Origin of the sequence: Nocardia sp. CWNU-33 (assembly GCF_046764895.1) — a bacterium.
Taxonomy (GTDB): Bacteria; Actinomycetota; Actinomycetes; order Mycobacteriales; family Mycobacteriaceae; genus Nocardia.
The window spans coordinates 68,376-92,874 of the sequence record NZ_JBKOQN010000009.1 but is presented as its reverse complement, the minus strand read 5'-3'; the positions used below and the strand labels follow the sequence as shown (position 1 = coordinate 92,874).

At 66.8% G+C, this 24,499-nt stretch carries 23 protein-coding genes, 2 tRNA genes and 1 pseudogene; 13 read left to right on the top strand and 13 right to left on the bottom strand.

Annotated elements, in window-relative coordinates:
• Positions 1-172: 172 nt before the first annotated feature.
• Positions 173-748, bottom strand: coding sequence for an FKBP-type peptidyl-prolyl cis-trans isomerase (locus tag ACLMAL_RS14550; protein WP_411999554.1), 576 nt, complete (start codon positions 746-748; stop codon positions 173-175).
• Between the two features lie 290 nt (positions 749-1,038).
• Between ACLMAL_RS14550 and ACLMAL_RS14545 the strand changes: the two genes are divergently transcribed.
• From ACLMAL_RS14545 to ACLMAL_RS14535, 3 genes and pseudogenes are all read left to right on the top strand, one after another.
• Positions 1,039-3,507: a phosphoketolase gene (locus ACLMAL_RS14545; RefSeq protein WP_411999553.1), complete on the top strand. Its 2,469-nt coding sequence runs from the start codon at positions 1,039-1,041 to the stop codon at positions 3,505-3,507.
• A gap of 69 nt (positions 3,508-3,576) precedes the next feature.
• Positions 3,577-3,923: pseudogene (locus ACLMAL_RS14540) on the top strand (3' terminal RNA ribose 2'-O-methyltransferase Hen1); the annotation flags it as partial.
• A gap of 81 nt (positions 3,924-4,004) precedes the next feature.
• Entirely contained in the window at positions 4,005-4,754 is a 750-nt protein-coding gene (locus tag ACLMAL_RS14535; protein ID WP_411999708.1) for a hypothetical protein, read from the top strand.
• 80 nt (positions 4,755-4,834) lie between these two features.
• Here ACLMAL_RS14535 and ACLMAL_RS14530 read toward each other — a convergent pair whose 3' ends face one another.
• The gene (locus ACLMAL_RS14530; protein ID WP_411999552.1) at positions 4,835-5,746 is read right to left on the bottom strand and encodes a cupin-like domain-containing protein; all 912 of its coding nucleotides are present in this window, start codon (positions 5,744-5,746) and stop codon (positions 4,835-4,837) included.
• Between the two features lie 244 nt (positions 5,747-5,990).
• Here ACLMAL_RS14530 and ACLMAL_RS14525 point away from each other — a divergent pair, with 244 nt between their 5' ends.
• A complete protein-coding gene (locus tag ACLMAL_RS14525) occupies positions 5,991-6,401 on the top strand; it encodes a hypothetical protein (RefSeq protein ID WP_411999551.1) in 411 nt (136 codons plus the stop codon).
• A 164-nt stretch (positions 6,402-6,565) separates the two neighbouring features.
• Here ACLMAL_RS14525 and ACLMAL_RS14520 read toward each other — a convergent pair whose 3' ends face one another.
• Positions 6,566-7,288 (bottom strand): TetR/AcrR family transcriptional regulator, encoded by a 723-nt coding sequence (locus ACLMAL_RS14520; RefSeq protein ID WP_411999550.1) that lies wholly within the window; start codon positions 7,286-7,288, stop codon positions 6,566-6,568.
• Positions 7,289-7,385: 97 nt separating this feature from the next.
• On the opposite strand from ACLMAL_RS14520, the gene ACLMAL_RS14515 reads away from it, so the two are divergent.
• The gene (locus ACLMAL_RS14515; protein ID WP_328410407.1) at positions 7,386-8,087 is read left to right on the top strand and encodes an NAD(P)-dependent oxidoreductase; all 702 of its coding nucleotides are present in this window, start codon (positions 7,386-7,388) and stop codon (positions 8,085-8,087) included.
• Here ACLMAL_RS14515 and ACLMAL_RS14510 read toward each other — a convergent pair.
• From ACLMAL_RS14510 to ACLMAL_RS14495, 4 genes are all read right to left on the bottom strand, one after another.
• Positions 8,081-8,485, bottom strand: a complete 405-nt coding sequence (locus ACLMAL_RS14510; protein WP_411999549.1) for a DUF1801 domain-containing protein — start codon at positions 8,483-8,485, stop codon at positions 8,081-8,083. The genes ACLMAL_RS14515 and ACLMAL_RS14510 overlap by 7 nt on opposite strands.
• A gap of 70 nt (positions 8,486-8,555) precedes the next feature.
• On the bottom strand, positions 8,556-8,972 hold the full coding sequence (locus ACLMAL_RS14505; RefSeq protein WP_411999548.1) for a hemophore-related protein: 417 nt from the start codon (positions 8,970-8,972) through the stop codon (positions 8,556-8,558).
• Between the two features lie 298 nt (positions 8,973-9,270).
• A tRNA-Pro gene (locus ACLMAL_RS14500) sits at positions 9,271-9,344 on the bottom strand.
• Between the two features lie 48 nt (positions 9,345-9,392).
• A tRNA-Gly gene (locus tag ACLMAL_RS14495) sits at positions 9,393-9,466 on the bottom strand.
• A gap of 518 nt (positions 9,467-9,984) precedes the next feature.
• Between ACLMAL_RS14495 and ACLMAL_RS14490 the strand changes: the two genes are divergently transcribed.
• On the top strand, positions 9,985-10,941 hold the full coding sequence (locus tag ACLMAL_RS14490; protein ID WP_328410401.1) for a GGDEF domain-containing protein: 957 nt from the start codon (positions 9,985-9,987) through the stop codon (positions 10,939-10,941).
• Between the two features lie 44 nt (positions 10,942-10,985).
• Here the strand turns inward: ACLMAL_RS14490 and ACLMAL_RS14485 are convergent, their stop codons facing one another.
• Both ACLMAL_RS14485 and ACLMAL_RS14480 read right to left on the bottom strand, forming a co-directional pair.
• Positions 10,986-11,801 carry an Fpg/Nei family DNA glycosylase gene (locus tag ACLMAL_RS14485; RefSeq protein WP_411999547.1) on the bottom strand — a complete coding sequence of 272 codons (816 nt, stop codon included), beginning with the start codon at positions 11,799-11,801 and terminating at the stop codon, positions 10,986-10,988.
• A gap of 23 nt (positions 11,802-11,824) precedes the next feature.
• The gene (locus ACLMAL_RS14480) at positions 11,825-12,298 is read right to left on the bottom strand and encodes a ribose-5-phosphate isomerase (protein WP_328410397.1); all 474 of its coding nucleotides are present in this window, start codon (positions 12,296-12,298) and stop codon (positions 11,825-11,827) included.
• A 308-nt stretch (positions 12,299-12,606) separates the two neighbouring features.
• Between ACLMAL_RS14480 and ACLMAL_RS14475 the strand changes: the two genes are divergently transcribed.
• Positions 12,607-13,731 carry a M48 family metalloprotease gene (locus ACLMAL_RS14475; RefSeq protein WP_411999546.1) on the top strand — a complete coding sequence of 375 codons (1,125 nt, stop codon included), beginning with the start codon at positions 12,607-12,609 and terminating at the stop codon, positions 13,729-13,731.
• Positions 13,732-13,791: 60 nt separating this feature from the next.
• Here ACLMAL_RS14475 and ACLMAL_RS14470 read toward each other — a convergent pair whose 3' ends face one another.
• On the bottom strand, positions 13,792-14,430 hold the full coding sequence (locus tag ACLMAL_RS14470) for a DsbA family protein (protein WP_411999545.1): 639 nt from the start codon (positions 14,428-14,430) through the stop codon (positions 13,792-13,794).
• Between the two features lie 198 nt (positions 14,431-14,628).
• Here ACLMAL_RS14470 and ACLMAL_RS14465 point away from each other — a divergent pair, with 198 nt between their 5' ends.
• From ACLMAL_RS14465 to ACLMAL_RS14450, 4 genes are all read left to right on the top strand, one after another.
• Positions 14,629-15,843, top strand: a complete 1,215-nt coding sequence (locus ACLMAL_RS14465; protein WP_411999544.1) for an NAD(P)/FAD-dependent oxidoreductase — start codon at positions 14,629-14,631, stop codon at positions 15,841-15,843.
• A 119-nt stretch (positions 15,844-15,962) separates the two neighbouring features.
• Complete coding sequence (locus ACLMAL_RS14460) at positions 15,963-16,364, top strand: YciI family protein (RefSeq protein ID WP_411999543.1); 402 nt, start codon at positions 15,963-15,965, stop codon at positions 16,362-16,364.
• A gap of 292 nt (positions 16,365-16,656) precedes the next feature.
• Positions 16,657-17,889, top strand: coding sequence for an RNA polymerase sigma factor (locus ACLMAL_RS14455; protein WP_411999542.1), 1,233 nt, complete (start codon positions 16,657-16,659; stop codon positions 17,887-17,889).
• Positions 17,890-17,960: 71 nt separating this feature from the next.
• A complete protein-coding gene (locus ACLMAL_RS14450) occupies positions 17,961-18,494 on the top strand; it encodes an NUDIX domain-containing protein (RefSeq protein WP_411999541.1) in 534 nt (177 codons plus the stop codon).
• Positions 18,495-18,566: 72 nt separating this feature from the next.
• Here the strand turns inward: ACLMAL_RS14450 and ACLMAL_RS14445 are convergent, their stop codons facing one another.
• Entirely contained in the window at positions 18,567-19,397 is an 831-nt protein-coding gene (locus ACLMAL_RS14445) for a phosphoribosylaminoimidazolesuccinocarboxamide synthase (RefSeq protein ID WP_411999540.1), read from the bottom strand.
• Positions 19,398-19,525: 128 nt separating this feature from the next.
• On the opposite strand from ACLMAL_RS14445, the gene pepN reads away from it, so the two are divergent.
• Together pepN and ACLMAL_RS14435 are read left to right on the top strand one after the other, a co-directional pair.
• Positions 19,526-22,108 carry an aminopeptidase N gene (pepN, locus tag ACLMAL_RS14440; RefSeq protein WP_411999539.1) on the top strand — a complete coding sequence of 861 codons (2,583 nt, stop codon included), beginning with the start codon at positions 19,526-19,528 and terminating at the stop codon, positions 22,106-22,108.
• Positions 22,109-22,184: 76 nt separating this feature from the next.
• Positions 22,185-23,120, top strand: coding sequence for a LysR family transcriptional regulator (locus ACLMAL_RS14435; RefSeq protein ID WP_411999538.1), 936 nt, complete (start codon positions 22,185-22,187; stop codon positions 23,118-23,120).
• Here the strand turns inward: ACLMAL_RS14435 and ACLMAL_RS14430 are convergent.
• Both ACLMAL_RS14430 and ACLMAL_RS14425 read right to left on the bottom strand, forming a co-directional pair.
• Positions 23,098-23,427 (bottom strand): hypothetical protein, encoded by a 330-nt coding sequence (locus ACLMAL_RS14430; RefSeq protein ID WP_411999537.1) that lies wholly within the window; start codon positions 23,425-23,427, stop codon positions 23,098-23,100. The genes ACLMAL_RS14435 and ACLMAL_RS14430 overlap by 23 nt on opposite strands.
• A 79-nt stretch (positions 23,428-23,506) precedes the next feature.
• Complete coding sequence (locus ACLMAL_RS14425) at positions 23,507-24,373, bottom strand: alpha/beta fold hydrolase (RefSeq protein ID WP_411999536.1); 867 nt, start codon at positions 24,371-24,373, stop codon at positions 23,507-23,509.
• Between the last annotated feature and the right edge of the window lie 126 nt (positions 24,374-24,499).

Genomic DNA, 24,499 nt, shown 5'->3' with positions numbered 1-24,499 from the left:
TGGTTCTGGTCGACTTGCTTCTCATCGACATGGGCGCCTTGCTCTCATGGACATGGACGCAGCGCGCCCACGCGCACGCATCCCGACAAGGTTAGTTGACCGGTCGCGGCGGGTTGCGGGCAGCACCGTCCTAGACCGTCCCAGCGGCTGCTTGCGAGTCGCAGGCGAAAGATCAGCTCTTGGGAACGGTGACCGCGTCGGTGACGAAAACGAGAGTCTCGTTCGGCTTGATGCCGTTGCCACCCGCGCCGTATCCGAGGTCCGGCGGGATGATCAGCAGCCGCCGCGTACCCTGCTGGACACCGACCAAGCCCTGGTCCCAGCCGGGAATGACCTGCCCGGCGCCGAGGGGCAGCTGGAACGGCTTGCCCCGGTCGAAGGAACTGTCGAGCTTCTTCTTGTCCGACCAGGTGACCAGCGAATAGTTCATGGTGAGTTGCTGGCCCGCGACCGCGCCCGGTCCGCTGCCCTCGACCAGGTCCTTGACGATCAGCTGCTTGGGCGGGTCGCAATCGTCGGGGATGGTGATCTTCGGATTGGCGCCGAACCCACCGTCGACCTTGATGTCGTCGGCGGTGCATTCGCGCCCCTTGCTCTGCGGCGCGCCCGCCACGGACGAGGCCGTCTTCGCCGCCGCGGTGGTCGTCGCGGACGCCGAGTTGTTGTCGTCCCCCGACCCACACGCGGTCAGTGCGAACGCAGCCGCGGCGATGGCGCCGAGGCCGATGATCCTGCCGAGTATTTGCATGCGGCGCACCCTAATCCACGCGCGGCCACCGGCATCGTGCCGCCCTGACCACACGGCGGGTCGAACGCTCGATAGTCACGCAAGGACAAAGCCCGCAGTTTGGGCGGCTCCGGCGGGCACCGGAGCCGATGCCGTGCACAAACCCCTGACTTGCCGTCCGGCTGCCGGTAGCCTGACGAGGAATTCTCCATCCGGTGTTGTCGATCGTTCTTCGACAACCCTGCAGGACCCGGCGACAGCGGTTGCTCCGGTACCGCTCCCGATGCCCCGAGCGTGAGGAGAGTCGGCGTATGACGCAGATGGCCAATGCCGGGGGCGATACCTCGGCCGACAATGTCGACAGCAGTGGCGGTGCGACGATCGCGCCGCGGCCCTATCGGCTGGCGCAAGTGCCCGGTCCGCTCGACCGCGGCGAACTGGAGTCGATCGACGCGTGGTGGCGGGCGGCGAACTATCTCGCGGTCGGCCAGATTTATCTGATGAGCAATCCGCTGCTGCGGGAACCGTTGCGGGCCGAGCACGTCAAACCGCGGCTGCTCGGACATTTCGGCACCGTGCCCGGCTTGAATCTGGTCTGGGCACACGCCAATAGGGCCATCCAGCAGCGCGATCTGAACGCGGTGTTCGTCGCGGGGCCCGGGCACGGCGGGCCGGGCCCGAATGCGTGTGCCTGGCTGGAGGGCACGTATTCCGAGCTCTACAGCCATGTGCCACAGGACGGTTCGGGGATGGGTGCGCTGTTCGCGCAGTTTTCCTTTCCCGGCGGCGTGCCGAGTCACTGCGCGCCCGAAACGCCTGGCTCCTTTCACGAGGGCGGCGAACTCGGCTATTCGCTGCTGCATGCCTTCGGCGCGGCGCTCGACAATCCGGATCTCACCGTTTTCTGCGTGGTGGGCGACGGCGAGGCGGAGACGGGTCCGCTGGCCACCAGCTGGCACGCCGATAAGTTCCTCAACCCGGGCCGCGACGGCGCGGTGCTGCCGATCCTCGCGCTGAACCAGTACAAGATCGCCAATCCGACGGTCCTGGCACGCATTCCGGAATCCGAGCTGCTGATGCTGCTGCGTGGGTACGGCTACGAACCGATCGTCGTCTCGGGGGACGATCCAGCGGCCGTGCATCAGGCGATGGCCGCCGCCATGGACGACTGCTTGGACCGTATCCGGCAGATCCAGCATGCCGCGCGCGCGGGTGCCGACGGGGTGCGCCCGATCTGGCCGATGATCGTGCTGCGCACACCGAAGGGCTGGACCTGCCCACCGGTGGTCGACGGCAATCAGGTCGAGGGCACGTTTCGCGCACATCAGGTGCCGTTGCCCGCCGCGCGTACCGACGACCGGCACCGAGCGGTGCTCGAACAGTGGCTGCGCTCCTATCGACCGGCAGAGTTGTTCGACGAAGCGGGCCGACCGGTGGCGGTGCTCGGCGAGCTGGTGCCGCGCGGCGATCGACGGATGAGCGCCAATCCAATTGCCAACGGCAGCACGCTCGTTCGCGATCTTCGGCTCCCGGACTGGCGCGACTACGGCGTCGAGGTCGGGTCACCCGGCGCGAGCAGTCACGAAGCGACCCGAGTGCTCGGCGGCTGGTTGCGCGACGTCACCGTGGGCAATACAGACAACTTCCTCACCTTCGCGCCCGACGAACTGGCCAGCAATCGGCTGCAGGACATCCTGGAGGTCACCGGGCGCAATTGGCAGGCGGAGGTGGGCGAATTCGACGTCGACCTCGACCGGTTCGGCCGGGTGATCGAGGTGCTGTCCGAGCACATGTGTCAGGGCCTACTCGAGGGCTATCTGCTCACCGGCAGGCACGGAGTTTTCACCTGCTACGAGGCGTTCATCCATATCGTCGACGCAATGTTCAACCAGCACGCCAAATGGCTCGACGCCAGTGCGGAAGTTCCGTGGCGACGTCCCATCGCCAGCCTCAATTACCTTTTGTCGTCGCATGTTTGGCGTCAGGACCACAACGGATTCACTCATCAGGACCCCGGATTCCTCGACGTGGTGCTGAACAAGAAGCCATCGATCGTGCGCGTGTATCTGCCACCGGACGCGAATACGCTGCTGTCTACCTTCGACCACTGTCTACGCTCGCGGCACTACGTCAATGTGGTGGTGGCGGGCAAACAGCCACAGGCGGACTGGCTTTCGGTGCCCGATGCCGCCGTGCACTGCGCCCGCGGCGCAGGCATCTGGGACTGGGCCGGGCACAACGACGATCCCGGCACCACACCGGATGTCGTGCTCGCCTGCGCAGGCGACGTGCCGACCTTGGAAACCCTTGCTGCCGCGGCCATCCTGCGCGAGCGGCTGCCCGAGCTGCGCATCCGGGTGGTGAATGTGGTCGACCTGATGCGGCTGCAGCCGCCCGACGCACATCCACACGGCCTGCCCGATAGCGAATTCGACACCCTGTTCACTCGCGACCGTCCGGTGATCTTCGCCTTCCACGGCTATCCCTGGCTGATCCACCGCCTCACCTACCGTCGCGCGAACCATGACGAAATGCACGTGCGTGGATACAAGGAAAAAGGCACCACGACAACTCCTTTCGATATGGTCATGCTCAACGACCTCGATCGGTACCACCTGGTGATGGATGTCGTCGATCGGGTGCCGACACTGCGGGACAAGGCAGCGGGCCTGCGTCAGGAGATGGTCGACGCCCGCTGGAATGCGCGTGCATGGACCCGCGAACACGGCGAGGACATCCCTGCTGTCGCCGACTGGACCTGGCCGAAGCTCAGCCTCTGACACAGAATACGGCCGCCGGGACCGCGAAACTTCCTCGCGGCGCCTGCCCGGTTGGGCCACGATCGCAGGATGCTCTTGACGATCACCTGCACAGCACCGGAGGACGCCGCGTGGCCGGCGACCGACCTGGGCTTCTTGCTGCACAAGAACCCCGACAGGGTGCAGGCGTTCGAGCAGTCCTATGGCGTTGCGCATGTGCTGTACCCACAGGCCGACGCCGCACGGCGGCACTGGTGCTCGAGGTCGACCCGATCCGGATGGTGCGCGGACGCTCGCGCAGCACACCGGATTTCAGCCTCGGACAGTACGTCAACGATCGGCCGTACGCCGCGTCGTCGCTGCTGTCGGTCGCGCTCGGCGCGGTGTTCCGCACCGCATTGCACGGGCGCTGCGACCAGCGCCCCGAACTGGTTCGCACCGCGCTGCCGTTACGCATCGAACTGCCCGCCGTGCCGTGCAAGCTCAACAGTCAATGGCTCCTGCTGGACACCGAGTTGATGCCGTGGTCGGCCAAGGCGGTCGGCCTGCTGCGCAACCAATATGCGGCGGTAGGCGCGGCGGCACGGGCCTCGCTCGGCGCGGCCACCGAATTGCTGGCCGCAGCGGCAGGCCGTGGCCTCGACATTGCCGACCTCGCGGATCGCACTAGCGCCCGCAAGTCGGACACGGACGCATTCACCACCGCCTACGGCCGGTACTGCTGGCCGGTCGACGGGCTGGCCGGACTCCGGCTCGCCCCGTTCCAGGTCCTGGCCGCCGACGGCGTCAACTACGCGGTGCGCGACCATGATTGGCACCTGGAGCGGGTCGACCGACTGGTCGCGGCGGATAGCGATCTGTTCGCCGCGACCGCACGGATGATCGTCGACCTCGCACAGCCCGACTGCGAAGCGGCGGCCATTGCGTGGTGGTCGGAGCTGACCGCTGCGGGCGGTGAGGGCATGGTCGTCAAGCCGGTCGAGGCGCTGGTGCGCACCGCGGCGGACCGGCTGGTCCAGCCGGGCGTGAAATGCCGTGGACCCGAGTACCTTCGGATCATCTACGGCCCGGAGTACTTGCGCGAGGACAACCTTCGACACATACGCACTCGAGGCCTCGGCCGCAAGCGGTCGATGGCGCTGCGCGAGTATGCACTCGGCTTGGAGGCGCTGGATCGTTTCGTCGCGGGCGAACCGCTGTGGCGTGTCCACGAAGCCGTCTTCGCGGTCCTCGCCCTCGAAACCGAGCCGGTCGATCCTCGGCTCTGACCGCCGAAAACAAGCCGGTCGCTACCCGGTGAAGCCGGGTAGCGACCGGAATCAGTCGCTGGTCGCCGCAGCGGGGGACATCACTTCTTCTTGCGGAACACGCCCTTGACACTGTCGACGATGCGCAGGAGGCCGCGCATGGCCATCGGGAAGAAGGCCGCCTTCATGAATTCGAAGTAGTTCGGGTTATAGCGGGCGACATACGAGATCGCCGGGTCGACGGATTCGACCTGGTGCCACCAGAACATCGGGATGTAGAGAATGTCACCGGTCTCCAGAACCACGTCGTAGTACGACGCGTGCCGCAGCTTCTCGAAGCTGTTGCGATCCGGCTCGAACTCGTCGGGCAGCCCGGTGTAGGGATCCGAGGCTTTGAACGGCACCTTGCCGTACACATTGCGGTATTCGTTCGGTGGGAACAACCGGACCCGCTTGCGGCCGTGCAACTGGATCAGCAGGCCGTGCCACGGATCGTTGTGCAGCGGAGTCAGGTTGCCCTGCTGCCCGATCCACACGCTGCTGGCCGCCGTGCTCTGCGCGCGGGTGCCGACGCGCGCGGGCAGCTGATCGGCCAGGGGACGCGGATCCGCCGCGGAGCGCGAGTAGTAGTTCTTGCCCGGCTTCGGCTGGTCGAAGACGGAGTCCATGACCTCGCGGTACTCGAGCACCTCGACCGGCGAGGTTTCCTGAGTGAACACGTTGGTCGTGCTGGTCAGCGCGGCCACCTTCTCACTGCCGTACTTGCTGCGCAGCTCCTGGGGCTGGTAGTCCTCGAAGACCGACCAGGTCTTGGCGACACCACGGAAGACGACCGGGGTCTGCTTGTCGAAGACCTCCTCGAGCTGGAAGTCCTTGGCAGGCACCTCGATATTCTGTTGACCGCCCGTGGACGGCTGCACAGCATCTCGGACGCTGCGACCGAGCCAGAACGCAAAACTGGCGAAGAAAATCGGTGCCAGCGTCGCCGGCCTCTCGTCGTAACCCTTGGTCATGTCCCAATCTTCCAACAAAATCAGGTGCCCACCGCCTGTCGGCCGGCTGCTCGACGCGACTATCGGCACGCCCTCGGCCGATGCTACATCCGCTGCAGCGACGAGGACTGCGGGAAAGCCCCACTGGTGAGGACAGCAAACGCGTGATTACTCCGTGCCGGGGCGCGCGGCATCGTGCCACCGGGCGGCAGCGGTCTCGACCGCGGTTGAGCAAGCGACCATTGCCGCCCGTAAGTGACACCCGTTGCAGTTTGTGTCAGCACGCTGCTTGCACGCCAACGACGGCATGGTCGGCCACCGCCGCCTGCTGCGGCCCGAGACCACCCGCCGCATCGCCGAGATGCCGCCGAACGGCCGCTACGACTACGTCCTCGGCGCCGCACCCCATTTCGCCCTCGGCTACCACCGCGCCATCGTCGGCGCCAAACTCACCAGGCATGCGTTGGGCCACTTCGGCATCGGCGGCTCCGGCGGCATCGCCGTACCTCGACTCGGCCTATCGATCGGCTTCGTCACCAACCACCTCGGCAACCACGCCATGTCACTCGGCGACGCCCGCCTGCCCATGCTCGCCGCCATGTCCGAGCGCGCCGCCCGCTCGGCAGACACCGACAGCGCCTCCGGTCGCTTCGGCACCACCGCGGCGGCGAGCTGACCGGTCCGAGCCCGCCGCCCGCTCGGCAGACACCGAGCGCCTCCGGTCACCTCGACACCACCGCGGCGGCGAGCTGACCGGTCCGACCGTCGGCAACGACAGGACGCTGCTCGGCGTGGATACACGGTCTGCTGCGGAGGCCCCCTCCTGCGGTCGACGGCCGGTCAGGTCGGCTGTTTCGGCAGCGTGAGGCCGAGAGAGCGCACAAGGTGGCCGATTTCGTTGCGGTAGAGCTTGTCCGGGGCGTTTGTTTGTGAGCGCAGGTGGCCGAGGATCTCCAAGGAAACCAGGCCGTGCAGGTGGCCCCAGATGCGTAGCGCGATCGCGATGGCGGCCGGGGGCAATCCCGGGAAGTCCTGCGCGACCTCGCCGACGAGTTCGTCGTCGAAGTCCGACCACTCGAAGCCGCTGTCCGCGTACAGCTTTTCAGCATGCGGCCAAGCGCCTGCCGCCAGGCCGGTGAGACCCGCGCACACCCGATGCTCGGCCTCGGGGGCCGCACCGCCCGCCGGTGGCTGATAGCCGGGCACCGGATCGCCGTAGATGAGGCGGAAACCCTCGGAATTGGCCAAAGCCCATTCGCGGAAGGCGCAGGCCCAGGCCAGGATTCGGCCTGCCGGGTCGGCCGGCGGGCAGGCGTCTCGCGCCGCTTCTACGGTGTCGGCGAGTTCGCTGTACACGTCGTTGATGAGCGCGGTGACCAGGTCATCGCGGGTGGCGAAGTAGCTGTAGACCGCGTTGGCGGTCATGCCCATCTCGCGGGCGATCGCCCGCAGCGTGATCGCGCCGGGTCCGCCGTCGGCCATCAGGCGCAGGGCAACCTGCTTGATCTCGGTTGTCGTCTCGGAACGTCGCAGTTCCCGCCTACTCGGCGCCGCAGTGGCCACGGAGCCACTTTACAGCGGCGTGCAGAAACTATACGTTGCATAGAAATTTCACGGCGTATAGTTTTTACACGCCGTACCAAACAGCTCGAGGAGAACCATGTTCATCGGAATCATCGGCGCGACCGGCACTATCGGCAGGCGGGTGCACGCCGAAGCCGTAGCCCGCGGCCATCACGTCACCGCGTTCAGCAGAGATGCGAGTGGACAGGCAGCCGATCAGCCGAACGTCGCCTGGCGCAGCCTCGACGTGTTCGACAGCGCCGCCGTCGCGGCCGCCCTGCCCGGGATGGACGTGCTGATCAGCTGCTATCAGCCAGGCAACGCCGCAACGGATTTCGCGGGCACGGTGGCGACATCGATCGCCGACCCGACCGTTTACGCGACCGCGGCGCGCTCGCTGGTCCAGGCGCTCGGCAGCCATCCACGCACCCGCCTGATCGTCGTGGGCGGCGCGGGCAGCCTGGAATTCGCGCCGGGCCGGGTCACCGCCGACGACGACCAGCGCCTCACCGACACCCTCGACAGCGTCGGCCTGCCCCGGGAGTACGCGGCGGCGGTGCGCGGCCACCGTGACGCACTGACCGTGCTGCGTAGTTCGAACCGGTGGTGGACCTACTTCAGCCCCGCCGAACTGATCGCACCGGGCGAACGCACCGGCCGCTACCGCGTCGGCGGCGATCAGCCGGTGCTCGATGCCGACGGTCACAGCCGCATTTCGATCGAGGACGCCGCCATCGCGCTGCTCGATGAGGCCGAGCTGCCACGATTCGTGCAGCGACGCTTCACGATCGGCTACTGACCCAACTCCTGCGCCTTCAGCTTTCGCCACCCACCGGCGCGGTTGTTGGCGATGATCTGGCGGACCATGGTCAACAGCGCCGGAGCATTGAGGGTTTCCCCCTCGCGGATCGCCACCGTGCGCGCGGTCTTGTTGTCGTGACCTGCGGTGATGATGCCCTCGGGGTCCGGCACGATGGCGCCGTCGTAGAGGAACACATTGACGTGCAGTCTCGCCGCGAGCAGCGCGCAGATATTGCCATCCAGCACGAAGTACGGCTGGACGGTCCGCTTGACCGTCTCGACGACCTCCGGGTCCGCCTCGTGCACCAGTTCGCGAACCTCGAGACAGATCCGCTGCTGCCACTCGGGTAGCGCGTCGATATAAGCGTCGACGCGTGGGTCGGCCTTATAGGACATGCGAATAATCCAAACACAGACACCCGCCGGCGCGTGCTGTGTTGCGGCAGGCGACGGCGGGTGTTCGCGCTCAGTAGTTGTGGCAGGTGGCGGCCACGGTCTGCATCTTGTCGCGCATTTCGGTGAAGCGCGGGTCGTTGCGGCGTTCCTCGATCTTCCCGCGGTGCTCCTCGATGCGCTCCTTGACCTTGGGATCGTCGAGACGCTGCTGGATGGCGGCCTTGCGCTGCTCGGGCGGCAGATTCAGCAACTGCTCCAGCTTCGCCTTGCGCTCCGGGTTGGCGTCGAGGCGGGCAGCGAATTCGGGGGCCGCCGCGTGCAGCGCGGCATCCACCTGAGCGAAGGAGCACGTCGTTTCGGCGAGCAGGTGGCCCGGCCCGCCCGGCGCTGCCGCGGCGATTCCGGGAACCAACAGCACCGCCGATGCACCGACGGCGAACACGCCGCCCGCCACGGCGATCCGGATACGACTCGATGTGGACCTCATGTTCGAAACCTCTCCCAGTGGGTGAATCCGATGTCGATCAACGACACCTGGGATCGAACCCGCGAATTCTAAGACCAGCCTGGGAACCAGCTGCGAGCCACATCCGTATCGAACCCGAGGTCGGTAACAGATAGCTCGGGACGCCGAATACACCGGCCGCTACCGCACCGCTTCTTCTCAGCACGCCCGACAGCTACAACCGAGGGGGTGGAGTGACCCGCTGCCGGAACCGGGCGGGGTGGCCGATCACGGCAACGCCACGGCCGACAGGCCGGAGAACATTGCTGTCGAACTGTTGTCGGGGTGACAGGATTTGAACCTGCGACCCTCCGCTCCCAAAGCGGATGCGCTACCAAGCTGCGCTACACCCCGTTGCCCTCGCGGCGGTATCGGCCGCCGCGGAGGATGAATAACCCTGTGTGGAGCGGGTGACGGGAATCGAACCCGCACCATCAGCTTGGAAGGCTGAGGTTCTACCATTGAACTACACCCGCAGGCATACGACATCAATGGGATCGCCACGATGCCGTGTGCGTACCGACTGTACCGAACGTCGCTTCGGAAACGCTAATCGCCCCACGCGGACCGGTGCGCCGCAATCGTTCTCGCCGGTACGGCCCCGCGTTGACCACCGGTTGTAGGTCGCGGCTATGGCCGACGAGTAGGGTGGGTTCGCCCCTACTTCGGACCCGCTCCGGCGCGCCGTCGGCGTGTCGGTTCGCGACTTCCCAGCGAACGAGATTCGTGTGTAACGTCCGAGCAACGATGGCGATGACATATCCGATCGCCATTCGTATGGGTTCGGGAACACGTTGTAAAACAGCGTTTTTCGAAGCCGGGTGGCTTGCTAGGATCCTTTTTGCCGGACGGGGGTATCTGGAAAGGGGGCGGTGAGCGTGCACCAGGCAAGGTGGACACAGCCGCATGGCAGTGGGAACGATCGGGGTGAGGCCGGCGCCGGTGTGGGTTCAACACACTGCGCTACCGACTCGAGCTGTGCCGGGTGAGTGCGATGGCGACCGACATCGAGCCCCCGGTAGCCGCCATGGCCCGAGCCTGGGCGCGTGCTGTCTGCGCCGAGCCGGGTTCGCACGCCGCACCCAGGCAACTGGAGCCGGTATTGATCGAGATCATCGAACGACTGCTGCAACTGGCCAAGTCCGAGCCGTTCCCTGTGCCAGAGGCGCGGATGCTCGGCGCCCGGCTGGTCGAGGCCCCGTTCGAAAGGACCAGGATGCTGGCGCAGGCCACCAGGTGGCTGCTCGGCTTCCCGGCGGGCGCACCGGGATCGTTGGTCGCCACGCGCTGGCCGTTGGTCGCCAGCCAAGCCATCGACAGCTATGCCCAGGCTCTACAGGAGCGCGCACTCGCGCAGCAGGAACAACATATTTCGGCCGCGGTGTCGCTGCGGGTGCAGGAAATTGCCGCGTTGCAGCATCGGCTGCGCCACGAGGCGACCCACGATGCGCTGACCGATCTGGCCAACCGCACACTGCTGCAGGACCAGGTCCGGCTGATGGCGGCCGATCCGACCCGCGGCGTCGGCCTGCTGCTGATCGACCTGGACCGCTTCAAGCAGATCAACGATGGCTTCGGCCACGCGGTCGGTGACGAGGTGCTCGTCGAGCTCGCGCGCAGGCTGCGTGAGATCTGTCCGCCGGACACCGTGATCTGCCGCTACGGCGGCGACGAATTCGTGCTCGCCACCAATCCACATCACAACACCCTCGGCGATCTCGCGCACCAGATCGTCGGTGCGCTGCGCGACCCGGTGTGGTCGACGGCCGGGCCGGTGCCGGTCTCGGCCAGCGTCGGCACCGCCTACTGCGCACCGGGCAGCCCCTGCGATTTCACCGACCTGCTGCGCCGGGCAGATCGCGCGATGTACTCGGCGAAGACCGCGGGCGGCAAGCGGTTCGCACTCGCCGAATCCGACGAACCGGAGATCAAGACGGCCGTCGCAGGCTGAGGACGACCCGCACAGCGTTTCTACATCCGCACCGCGGCTGTGGGTCAGCCTGCTTGGCAGCTGGGGCACCAGAACAGGTTTCGCGTCTCCAGCACGGCATGCCGGATCGGAGTGCCGCAGACACGGCATGCCGAGCCGGGACGGCGGTAGACGTAGGTCCGTGGCCGGTCGACCGCGTAGGACGGTTCACCGTGGTCGTGTTCGGGCCGGACGACGACCATCTTGCCGACCCGCACACCGACCCGCATCAGCGCGACCAGATCGGTCCACATCGCGGCCCACTCGTCGGCGCTCAGCGCAGTCCCCGGCCGCTGTGGCGAAATGCCGTGCCGGAATAGCAGTTCCGCCCGGTAGACGTTGCCGACACCGGCGAGCACCTGCTGATCCATCAGCAATGCGCCGATCGGCCTGCGCGAGCGGTGGATTCGCTGCCAGGCCCGATCCGGGTCGGCGCCGCGCCGCAGCGGGTCGGGACCGAGCCGATCGGTCAGCGCCGCCACCTCGGCGTCGGTGTACACCTCGCAGGCAGTGGGGCCCCGCAGGTCGGTGCCGAAGCCGGGCTGCTCGCCCGATCCGCTCCCGAACATCCGCATCCGTACCTGCCCGACCGGCTCCCCCATCGGCACCGGCGCCTCGGTGAACTTCCCGTACAGTCCGAGATGCACGTGCACGACGAGCCCCGACTCGTAGTGGTGCAGTAGGTGTTTGCCCCACGCCTCGGCCCGCACCAGCAGCTGGCCATCGACCCGCGCGGCCCCGGCCGCGAACTTCCCCTGCGGGCTCGACACCCGCACCACACCGCCCGCGAGGCGCCGCTGATGCAGCTTCGCGAGACGGTGCAGCGTATGTCCCTCAGGCACAGTTGATGACGACCGCGCCCGGGTCAGTACGCGGGAACGGCCGGTGCGACACCGGTCTTTTCGTACTCGGCGAGGATGTCGATGCGGCGCTGGTGGCGCTCTTCATCGGACCACTCGGCCGCGAGGAAGGCATCGACGATGGCGAGTGCTTCCTCGGTGGAATGCATGCGGCCGCCGATGCCGATCAGCTGAGCATTGTTGTGCTCACGCGCCAGCTTCGCGGTCTCGACGCTCCACGCCAGAGCGCAGCGGGCGCCGGGCACCTTGTTCGCGGCGATCTGCTCACCGTTGCCGCTGCCGCCGAAGACGAGCCCGAGGCTGCCGGGGTCGGCGACGGTGCGGCGGGCCGCCTCGATGCAGAACGCGGGGTAGTCGTCGACAGCGTCGTACTCGAGGGCGCCGCAATCGACGGCCTCGTGGCCCGCCTGCTCCAGATGGGCCTTGACGAGATTCTTCAGTTCGAAACCGGCATGGTCGGCACCCAGGTATACGCGCATGGCAGCGATTGTGTCAGGCCGCTTCGGCGGGGTCGCGAGAGGGATCGGGAGACGACACGGCACGGATCAACACCCGCACCGCCCTCACGAAACCAATTCGTGCACGATGCGCGCCAGCGCCGATGGGCGCCCGACACCGCATCCGGCAAGCCCATCCGGCCGACTGGACAGAGTGGCTTCCCATGCCCAACGATCCTCGGCCACAGGCTGATCCAGCGCCCGAGCCGAGCCGGCCACCGATCGAAGCCGACCGGTCGACAGAGCCGATGGCCGGACCCGCCGACCGGATTCTGAATAGAGTTCTTCCCATGCAGCCGCACGAACCCCAGCAGGCAGGCCCGCCGGACGACCCCTACACCCCGCAGCAGGCCGGGTGGGCACAGGCTCAGGACGCGACCGCGGCACCCTACGGCTCGACGCAGTATCCGCCGCTGCCCAATCCCTATCCGGGCGTGCCCTACCCCACCGGTCCTTATCCCACGGCTCCCTACGGCCCCGCACCGTACGGCGGGGCGCCGATGCCGCCCGCAGTGCCGCCGCAACAGCAGCCGCGCGGGCTGTCGCCCTTCGGGATGCCGGCTCGGCACAGCTGGGAGATTCCGCTGCTGGTCGTCGTCGTCATGCTCACCGTTGTCACGTTCATGTTCGCGATCCTGTTCGCGGCGCTCGGCACCATCAACCAGTACATCCTGTTGTTTCTCGCCGCGCCGCTACTGGTGTGGCTGGTGCGCGGTCAGACCTTCGCGAGTCTGCGGGTCAACGGCGTCAAGATGTCGCCGACCCAATTTCCCGAGGGCTATCGGATGGTGGTCGAGGCGGCAGCCAGATTCGGTATGAAGAAGGTGCCCGACGCCTACGTGCTGCTCGGCAACGGCCAGATCAACGCCTTCGCCTCCGGGCACGGATTTCGCCGCTTCGTCACGGTCTACAGCGATCTCTTCGAAGTCGGCGGGGCGGCGCGGGAACCCGATGCGCTGGCCTTCATCATCGGCCATGAGGTCGGGCATATCGCCGCGGGCCATGTGTCCTATTGGCGGCAGCTCGGCATGTACCTGGTGCCGTTCCTGCCGATCCTCGGCAGCTCGCTGATCCGCGCACAGGAGTACACCGCCGACAATCACGGCTACTGCTACCGGCATCTCGGCGCGCCGACGGCCATGGGCACCCTCGCCGCGGGCAAGTACATGAACACCCTCGTCGGCTACGACGAGATGGCCGACCGGGCGGCGGTCGAGAAGGGCTTCTTCCTCTGGATCGTCAACGCCATGTCCTCGCACCCGGTGTTGACCTGGCGCATGTGGGCGCTGCGTGATCGCAGCAGGCACGGCAATATGTTCCTGCGTCCGAGTCGACCCGCGGGTGCTCCCCCGGCGGGCAACTACCCGAGCAGCTACGGCGAAGTCCCGGCGCTACCGCCGAAACCCGTGCCGTAACCGGGTGCGATCGGTGGCATCGCATGCTGCGCTGCCACCGATCGACGGCGAGCAGCTCGTCTAGTCGAAGGCGGGGTCTTCGGTGCGGGTGCGCTTGAGCTCGAAGAAGTGCGGGTAGGACGCCAACGCGACCGCGCCGTCCCAGAGCTTGCCCGCCTCCTCGCCGCGCGGGATCCGGGAAAGCACCGGGCCGAAGAAGGCGTTGCCGTTGATGTGAATCGTCGGGGTGCCGACGTCGGGGCCGACCTTGTCCATGCCCTCGTGGTGGCTCTTGCGCAGCGCCTCGTCGTAATCGGTGCTTTCTGCGGCCTCGGCCAGCTCGGCGGGCAGGCCGACCTCGGCGAGCGAATCGGCGATCACGGCGGCGAGGAATTCCGCCTGCGATTCCCGCTCGTACTCCGCGCGCCGGTTGTGGATGCGTGATCCCATGGCGGCATAGAGCGGCGCGAGCACCTTGTCGCCGTGCTCCTGCGCCGCGGCAATCGCCACCCGGACCGGGCCCCAGCCGGTGGCGAGCATTTCCTTGTACTGCTCCGGCAAACCATCCCGGCCCTCGTTCAGCACCGACAGACTCATGACGTGGAATCGGACCTCGATATCGCGCACCTGCTCGACCTCGAGGATCCAGCGCGAGGTGATCCAGCACCATGGGCACAGCGGGTCGAACCAGAAGTCGGCAACATCCTTTTCGGCGCTCACAGGTCGCTTCCTCTCGATCACATGCTCGTAGCGCGGCGGAAATTCGCCTCGCCGCCATTTGGGCCAACCACCCGATCGCGCGATTCGTTCCCGACTTCGGGTCCATTTTTCCGGTGGGTCGTTTTCGAGAACGACGACGACCTGTCCCAGTAGGGTGAAAGCGCAGGAGTCCGGTTCCCTCTCGACAAGGAGTCCGCAATGACCTCTGATCGGCGTTTCGTCATCGTCGGCGGCGGGCTGGCCGCGGCCAAGCTCGCGGAAGCGCTGCGAGACAACGATTTCGACGGGGCCGTCACAGTGATCGCCGCCGAGGAGCACCTGCCTTACGAACGACCACCGCTGTCGAAAGAACATCTGGCAGGCAAGAAAGCGCTCGCCGATTTCACCGTGGATCCGGCGCAGTGGTACCGCGACCACCACATCGATCTGCGGCTCGGCACCACCGTCACCGCGATCGATCCGGTGGCGAAGACCGTCACGCTGCCGGACGATTCGACACTGCCCTACACCAAGCTGGCATTGGCGACCGGTTCGACGCCACGTCGGGTGGCGATTCCGGGGGCCGAAGCCCCCAACGTCCACACATTGCGCACCATCGCCGACTCCGACACCCTCATCGACCTCTTCGGCAAGGCCCGCAGGATTGTGATCATCGGTGCGGGCTGGATCGGGCTGGAGGTGGCCGCCGCGGCACGCGCGGCCCAGGTCGAGGTGACGATTGTCGAAACCGCCGAGTTGCCGTTGCTCGGGGCGCTCGGACCGGAGATGGGCGCGGCGTTCGCGGATCTGCACCGGGCGCACGGAGTCGATTTTCGCTTCGACACTCAGGTCACCGAGATCGTCACGCACGACGAGACAGCCACGGGGGTACGGCTCGGCGACGGCAGCGTTGTGGATGCCGACGCGGTGCTGGTCGCGGTCGGCGCCCGGCCGAACATCGAACTGGCCGCCGATGCCGGGCTCGCCGTCGACGGCGGGGTGCTCGTCGATGCGAGCCTCGCCACCAGCGACCCGGATATCGTCGCCGTCGGTGATATCGCCGAGCAGCAGCACCCTGTGCTCGGGCGCCGAATTCGGGTGGAGCACTGGGCGACTGCGCTCAACCAGCCCGCCGTCGCGGCCGCGACCATGCTCGGCAAGTCCGCGTCCTACGACCGCATGCCCTACTTCTTCACCGATCAATACGACCTCGGCATGGAGTACACCGGGTACGCCGCACCTGGCGACTATGTGCGCGTGGTGGTGCGCGGCGATCTGGCGAAGCGCGAGTTCGTCGCGTTCTGGCTCGATGCCGACAACCGGGTGCTCGCCGGGATGAACGTCAATGTCTGGGATGTGACCGAACGGATCAAGGACCTGATCGGCGAACAGGTCGACCCGAAACGGCTCGCCGACACCTCCACACCCCTCTGACCAATTCTTGTGATGTGAATCATATTTCGAACATCCAGAATATGTCGAACCGGAACCGCGGGCTCCGACCTCACCGCGAAAGCGTCGCATGGACGCACCGAACGGCAAGGAGCCGTGCCATGAAGTACATGCTGCTGAAGACCTACAGCCCCGCCGCCCACTGCGACACCCCGATCACCGAGTGGACGCCCGAGGAGATCCAGGCGCACATCGACTTCCAGCGAATGCTCGGCGAGGAGCTGGCCAAGTCCGGCGAGCTCGTCGACGCGCAGGGCCTGGCCGGACCCGACCAGGCGCAGCTGGTCAGCTCGGACGGGCGGTCCGCGCCGGTGATCACTGACGGACCGTTCCCGGAGACCAAGGAGTTCCTGGCCGGGTATTGGATTGTCGACGTGGACAGCCCCGAACGCGCAGTGGAGATCGCCGCAAAGGCATCGGCAGCCCCCGGCCCCGGAGGCAAGCCGATCGGCGAGCACATCGAGGTGCGTGCGGTGATGGGCGCTCCCGCCGGCGAACAGTGACCGGACCCGGCGCGGCGGACGTCCGGATCAGCGTTGCACTAGAACCCCGCGGCGCAGACGGCACCACCCAGCGCCGAAACCGAACAACCCGACGCCAGGACCGCACGACGGGCCGAGCCGGCGACACCACTGAAAACCTCGACGCCAGGACCGCATAACCAGCCGAGCCGGGAACACCCCGCTCGGCTCACCACAGCGACTGCCGAGGGCACTTCACACCGTTGCGCACCTACCGAGCTGACAGGTGGGCTGTGATCTTGTCCCACATCGTCGCGTCGCGGACAATCGCACAGTGACCGGGACGCTGCCTGTCGGCACGGAGGATCTGTTGCACGAACTCGCACCGCAGGTCCTCGGCGTCCTGGTGCGCCGATTCGGTGACTTCGACACTGCTGAGGACGCGCTGCAGGAGGCCATGATCGCGGCGGCGACGCAATGGCCGACCGAGGGACTGCCGGACAACCCGCGCGGCTGGCTCATCCAGGTGGCACAGCGCCGGATGGCCGACGTGGTGCGCGCCGAGGTGGCCCGGCGGCGCAGGGAGACAACGGTTTTCGAGCGAGATGTGTCCGGCGCGGAAGCAGTCGATCGCGATGACACGCTTGCCATGTTCTTCCTGTGCTGCCATCCGGCACTATCCTCGGCGAGCGCGATCGCCCTGACGCTGCGCGCCGTCGGGGGTCTCACAACGAGCGAGATCGCCCACGCCTTCCTGTTGCCGGAGACCACTATGGCGCAACGTATCTCGCGCGCCAAGAAGCGGTTGTCCACTCTCGATCGTCCCTTCGCGCGACCGGGCGACGCCGAATGGCGGGAACGGCTCGGCGTGGTGCTGCACGTGCTCTATCTGATCTTCAGCGAAGGCCACACCACCAGCTCGGGTCCGCATCTGCATCGCACCGATCTGTCCACCGAGGCGATTCGCCTGAGCAGGTCCATCCACCGGCTGCTGCCCGAGGACACCGAGGTCACCGGCCTACTCGCGCTGATGTTGCTCACCGACGCCCGCCGCGCCGCGCGCACCGGGGCGCATGGCGAACTGATTCCCCTCGCCGAGCAGAATCGCGCGCTGTGGGACCGCGCGGCGATCACCGAAGGTATGACGCTGACGACCAGCACCCTCGCACGTGGCCTCACGGGCCCCTACCAACTCCAGGCCGCGATTGCCGTCCTGCACGCCGAGGCCTTACGCCCCGAGGACACCGACTGGCCCCGAATCCTCGTGCTCTACAACATGATCGAACGCATGGCCCCGAATCCGATGGTGACCCTCAACCGCGCCGTCGCGACCGCCATGGTGAACGGCCCCACCGCCGGTCTCGAACTGGCCGACACCCTCGACGACCAACTGGCGGGCAACCACCGGCTCGACGCCGTCCGTGGCCACCTCTACGAAATGGCAGGCGATGTCGACGCCGCCATCACCTCGTACACCGCCGCAGCGGGCCGCACCACCAGCACCCCCGAGCGCGACTACCTGACCATCCGCGCCGCCCGACTCCGTCGCATGCCTCCAGAGCACTGACCGGCCGAACTCGTCGGCATCACGAGCGGCCCGTCGACTTCCCGCCTCTCGATGCGGAGGGCGCAACCGCCGTGTCCGTTCGGGACGTCCCGACAGTGCACGGCAGACTGCTTGCTGTGGCAGGCAAATACAGCGCGGGAATTCTCTTGTTCCGTCGGACCTCGGGCGATACCGAGGTCCTCATCGGGCATATGGGTGGACCGTTCTGGGCGCGTAAAGACAACGGCGCCTGGTCGATTCCGAAAGGCGAGTACGCACCCGACACCGAGGACGCCGCTGCTGCGGCGCGGCGCGAGTTCACCGAGGAGCTCGGCCTGCCTGTGCCGGACGGTGAGTGGATACCGCTGGGTGAAGTGCGCTACGGCAGCGGCAAGAGCGCAAAGAACCTCACCGTCTGGGCGATCGAGGCGGACCTGGATCCGGCACAGGTGGTGCCGGGAACATTCGAGATGGACTGGCCACCACGTTCCGGTCGGATGGCGCTGTTCCCGGAAATCGACCGCGCGGCATGGTTCGACCTTGCCACCGCACAGGACAAACTGGGCACCGGCCAGCGGCCGTATGTGGACCGCCTTGCCGAACATCTCACCGGCCCACCGGCCTGAGCAGACACCTGCACACCCATCCCACCGTTCACCACGGAACTGAACGGTGCCCGCCCGCCCCGCAACTGCGCGCTACGCGCTCCAGGTCTTTCCGGTGATCAACTCGTAGGCCTGCATATAGCGCTGCCGGGTCGCTTCGACGATGTCGGCGGGGATTTCCGGGCCGGGTGGCTCCTTGTCCCAGCCGGTCGAGGTGGACCAGTCCCGGACGAACTGCTTGTCGAAGGAGCGCTGCGGTCGGCCCGGCTCCCACTCGTCGGCAGGCCAGAAGCGCGACGAGTCCGACGTGAGCACCTCGTCGCCGAGCGTCAGCGTTTCACCGTCCCAGCCGAATTCGACCTTGGTATCGGCGACGATGACACCGCGCTCGGCCGCGTGCGCCGCGCCGCGGGAGTACAGGTCCAGGGTCAGATCGCGCAGCCGCTCGGCGACCTCGCGGCCCTCCTGATTCACGACATCGTCGAAGGTCATGAACTCGTCGTGACCGGTATCGGAAATCTTGGTGGTCGGAGTGAAGATCGGCTCGGGCAGCTTGTCGCCCTCGCGCAGACCCGCGGGCAGCCGCACGCCGGAAACCGCGCCGTCACGCTGGTACTCACGCAGCCCCATGCCGACCAGGTAGCCGCGTGCGATGCATTCGACCTGCACCATCTTCAACGGCTTGACCCGGATGGCACGACCTGCGAATTCGGTGGGCACATCGGTGGTGGACAGAACATGGTTGGGGATGTCGGCGAAGAACTCGAACCACCAGTTCGACAGCTGGGTCAGCAGCTTGCCCTTGTCCGGGATGGGGGTGGGCAGCGACACGTCGTACACCGACACCCGGTCGGTGGCCACGAGCAGCAGGGTATCGCCGTCCTCGTAGAGGTCGCGCACCTTTCCCGCGTGGATGTGCTTCACGTCGCAGCTCCGATCCTGATCGATAGGGTTTATGTGAAAAAGTTCCGCGCGGGCAACCTTACCGAGGTGGCATTGTGGTCACTGTCGTGCCTGCCCGGGCACAGTTCTTCGACCAACGAAGGAGACTCATGTCTGCACCCAACCTGACTCGTGACCAGGCGATCGAACGCGCCTCGACAGTGTCGGTCGAGAATTACCGCATCGAACTCGACCTGACCGACGGGGCGGGCAAACCGGGCGAGCAGACGTTCTCCTCCCGCACCACGGTCACCTTCACCGCCACCCCCGGTGCGAGCACCTTCATCGATATCGTGGCGCGCGGGGTCGGCTCGGCCGTCCTCAACGGCCGGCCGGTCGATGTCGCCGACTACGACGAGTCCACCGGGATCACGCTGACCGACCTCGCCGAGCACAACGAGCTCGTGGTGGAGGCGGACTGCGAGTACTCCAACACCGGTGAGGGCCTGCACCGCTTCGTCGATCCGACCGACGACACCGTCTACCTGTACTCACAGTTCGAGACCGCCGACGCCAAGCGCATGTTCGCCTGCTTCGACCAGCCGGATCTCAAGGCCACCTTCGACATCTCGGTCACCGCGCCTGTCGACTGGAAGGTCATCTCCAACAGCGCTGTCGTGGAAACCCTTGCCGCCGACCCCGGTAAGCACATCTTCCGCACCACCCCGAAGATGAGCACCTACTTGGTGGCGCTGATCGCCGGACCGTACACAGCGTGGACCGATGTCTACACCGACGACCACGGCGCCATCCCGCTCGGCATCTACTGCCGCGCCTCGCTGGCCGAGTACATGGACGCCGACCGGCTCTTCACCGAGACCAAGCAGGGATTCGGCTTCTACCACAAGAACTTCGGCGTGCCGTATGCCTTCGGCAAGTACGACCAGCTGTTCGTGCCCGAATTCAACGCGGGCGCCATGGAGAACGCCGGCGCGGTGACCTTCCTGGAGGACTACGTCTTCCGGTCCAAGGTCACCCGCGCCTCCTACGAGCGGCGCGCGGAGACAGTGCTGCACGAAATGGCGCACATGTGGTTCGGCGACCTGGTCACCATGAAGTGGTGGGACGACCTGTGGCTCAACGAGTCGTTCGCGACCTTCGCCTCGGTGCTGTGCCAGTCCGACGCCACCGAATACACCAGTGCCTGGACCACGTTCGCGAATGTGGAGAAGTCCTGGGCCTACCGGCAGGACCAGCTGCCCTCCACCCACCCGATCGCCGCGGACATCCCCGATCTGGCGGCGGTCGAGGTGAACTTCGACGGCATCACCTACGCCAAGGGCGCGAGCGTGCTCAAGCAGCTCGTCGCCTACGTCGGCCTCGAGCCGTTCCTGGCCGGGCTGCGCGCGTACTTCGCCGAACATGCCTACGGCAATGCCACTTTCGACGACCTGCTGAGGGCACTGGAGAAGTCGTCCGGCCGTAACCTGTCGACCTGGGGCACCCAGTGGCTCAAGACCACCGGCCTCAATATCCTGCGCCCGGACTTCGAAGTGGCCGCCGACGGTGCGTTCTCCTCGTTCGCGGTCGTCCAGGAAGGCGCGGCGCCCGGCGCGGGCGAGCGGCGCGTGCACCGTCTGGCCATCGGCGTCTACGACGACCAGGACGGAAAGCTGGTCCGCACCGAGCGCATCGAAATCGACCTGGATGCCGCCGAGCGCACCGAGGTTCCCCAACTCGTCGGCGTTGCGCGCGGCAAGCTGGTGCTGGTCAACGACGACGACCTCACCTACTGCTCGGTGCGCCTCGACCCCGATTCGCTCGACGTGCTGGTGAACCGCATCGGCGATATCGCACAGCCACTCCCCCGCACCCTGGCGTGGTCGGCCGCGTGGGAAATGACACGGCAGGCCGAGATGCGGGCGCGCGACTTCGTCGCACTCGTCCAGCGCGGCATCGGCGCGGAGACCGAAATCGGTGTGGTGCAAAGGCTGCTGATGCAGGCCAACACCGCCATCGGCAGCTACGCCGATCCCACCTGGGCCGCGACCACCGGCTGGCCCGAGTTCGCCAACCGTCTGCTCGAGCTCGCCCGCGAGGCCGAGCCGGGCTCCGACCATCAACTCGCCTTCGTCAACGCACTCACCGGCGCCAAACTGTCCGCCTGGCATACCGAGGTGCTGGGCGAGGTGCTCGACGGCGATCCCGCCGAGGTCGACCTCCCCGGCCTGACCGTCGACACCGACCTGCGCTGGCGGATCGTCACCGCACTCGCGGCCGCGGGCGAAATCGACGCCGACGGCACGGGCACCCCGGTGATCGACCAGGAACTGGCCAACGACCCGACCGCAGCAGGCAAGCGGCAGGCCGCCGCCGCCGCGACGGCGCGACCGATCGCCGAGGTGAAAGAGCAGGCCTGGGCGACGGTGATGGGCGACGATTCGGTCGCCAACATCACCGCTCGCTCGATTGTCGGCGGCTTCGCACCGGCCGGTCAGGACGAGCTGCTGACGCCCTATGTGGACCGGTACTTCGCCGAGGTCCCCGGTGTCTGGGAGCGGCGCTCCAGCGAGGTGGCGCAAACCGTGGTGATCGGCCTCTACCCGGCCTGGGCGATCAGTGCGGACGCCGTCGCCGCGGCCGATAAATTCCTTGCGGGCGATCACCCGCCCGCACTGCGCCGCCTGGTCACCGAAGGCAAAGCAGGCATCGAGCGCTCGCTGCGCGCCCGCGCGTTCGACGTCGAGTCGTAGAGACCAACGGCGGATCGGCGAAACGAGGCGTGCTCGTCCACCACAGCGGTGGGCGAGCACGCTCGTCGGGAGCAGCGTGGAGCTTCGCGAAATCGAGATATTTTTGGTCCTGGCCGATGAACTGCACTTCGGCAGGACAGCAGAGCGGCTCGGGGTATCCCCGGGACGCATCAGCCAGGTGATCAAACAACTGGAAAGCCGGGTCGGCGCACCGTTGTTCGTGCGCACCAGCCGTCAGGTGACACCCACGCCGGTCGGACGTCAGCTGCGTGACGATCTGGCCCCCGGCTACCAGCAGATCAAACAGGCGATCGCCAAAGCGACCGCGAACGGGCACGGCATCACCGGGGTCTTGCGGGTCGGCTTCTCCGGCGCCTGGTGCGGCAACCTGATCGTCGTGGCGGGTGATCTGTTCCAGACGCGCTACCCCGGATGCAAAATCCAGATCCAAGAGGCGGTGCTCAACGACCGCTTCGGGCCGTTGCGTACCCGTGAGCTCGACCTTCAGCTCACCGAATTTCCTGCCGACGAACCTGATGTCACGACCGGCCCCGTCATCTTCTCTTATCCGCGCGCACTCACCGTTCCGGCGGCGCATCCCCTTGCCGGTCGCGAATCGGTGTCGCTCGAGGACCTTGCGGACTACCCCCTGATCACGATCGACGGGCCGCCGCAGTATTTTCTCGACTTCCACCTGCCGCGCCGCACTCCCTTGGGCCGCCCCATCCCGCGGGGCCCGGCGACCACGGCATGGCAGGAAGTCCTCTCCCTCGTGAGCGCGGGTAAAGCGGTTTGCCCCACCTCCATTCGCTCGGCCGACTACTACAGCCGCCCCGAACTCGCCTTCGTCCCTTTTCACGACGCCCCGACCATAGACTTCGGACTCACCTGGCTCACGTCGGCCGAGAACGTCTACATCCGAACCTTCGTTCAGACGATCCTGGAGGTCGCCGCGGACCTTCCCGGCGCGGTCGGCGCCGGACAGATCGTCAGCGGAACAGGTGGGCGTTAGCGGCTGCCCACCGAGCGAAGGTAGTGGCGGGAGCCCCGGTGATGTCGGCGACCGCGGTGGTCGGCTGTTGCGGATGCTCGACCATCATCTCGAGGCCGTCGACATACCATTCGGCGTACTCGCCCGTGGTCGGCGTCAGCCGCTGGATCGCTTCTGCGCGTGACACTTTCACGAAGTCGATCGGGCCGCCGATGGCTTCGGCGAGCTGCCGGACCCGGTCGGCTCTGGTCAGGGTTTCCGGGCCCGTGAGGTGGTGGATTCGGCCTTCGTGTCCGTCGGACAGCACTGTTCGCAGGTTGCCGGGCATCGCGCAAGGGGGACTTTCGCGGGTAGATACCGGGGCGTGCCCACCCCTCGTGATGAGCACGCCCCGTTCGTCTTTCGGCTCAGCCGAGCTTGCGGCCGAGGAAGTCGCGGATCAGCGCGGCGATCTCGGGGCCGTGCGTCTCCAGTGCGAAGTGGCCCGCGTCCAGCAGGTGCAGTTCGGCATCGGGCAGGTCACGCAGGAAAGCGCGGGCGCCGTCGGGACCGAAGATCTCGTCGTGCTCGCCCCAGGTGATCAGGACCGGCGGCCGGTGTTCGGCGAAGTACTTCTGGAAATCCGGGTAGCCGTCGAGGTTGAGCTTGTAATCCGCGAACAGCTGGAGCTGGATCTCCTTGTTGCCGGGGCGATCCAGGTAGTGCTGATCCAGAGTCCAGGTGTCGGGGCTGACCAGCGCCAGCCGGTCGGCCGGAACACCATGCGTGTACTGCCATTTCGTCGCGTCGAGATCGAGCAGCTTGCGCACGGCGGGTTCGTGGGTGGCCCGGTCGTTGGCGTGCGCGAAGAGCACCTCCCAGAACGGCGTGAAACCCTCCAGGTAGGCATTGCCGCTCTGGGTGATGATCGCGGTGACGCGCGCGGGGTTGCGGGAGGCGATCCGCAGCCCGATCGGAGCGCCGTAGTCCTGGATGTAGAGGGCGAACCGCTGGATGCCCAAGGTGTCCAGCAGTTCCAGGGTGATCTCGGTCAGCTTCTCGAAGCTGTAATCGAAGGCGAGCACCGACGGCATTGCCGACTGGCCGAAGCCGATATGGTCCGGCGCGATCAGATGGTAATCCGCAGCCAACTCGGGCAGCAGGTTGCGGAACATGGCCGAGCTGGTCGGAAAGCCGTGCAGCAGAACAAGTGTCGGCTTGGAAGGGTCGCCCGCTTCGCGGTAGAAGACCGGCAGGCCCTGGATCTCGACGGTGTTGTGGCGAACGTTGGTCATGTCATTCTCCTGTTGGCGTGAACTGTTTCTGATCGGGAAGGGTCTATCGGTGGGTCAGCGGGTCTCGACGACCTCGAGCCGCGTGACCGGGTGCTCGGCGGCGCATTGGCCTCGGTGGCACTCATG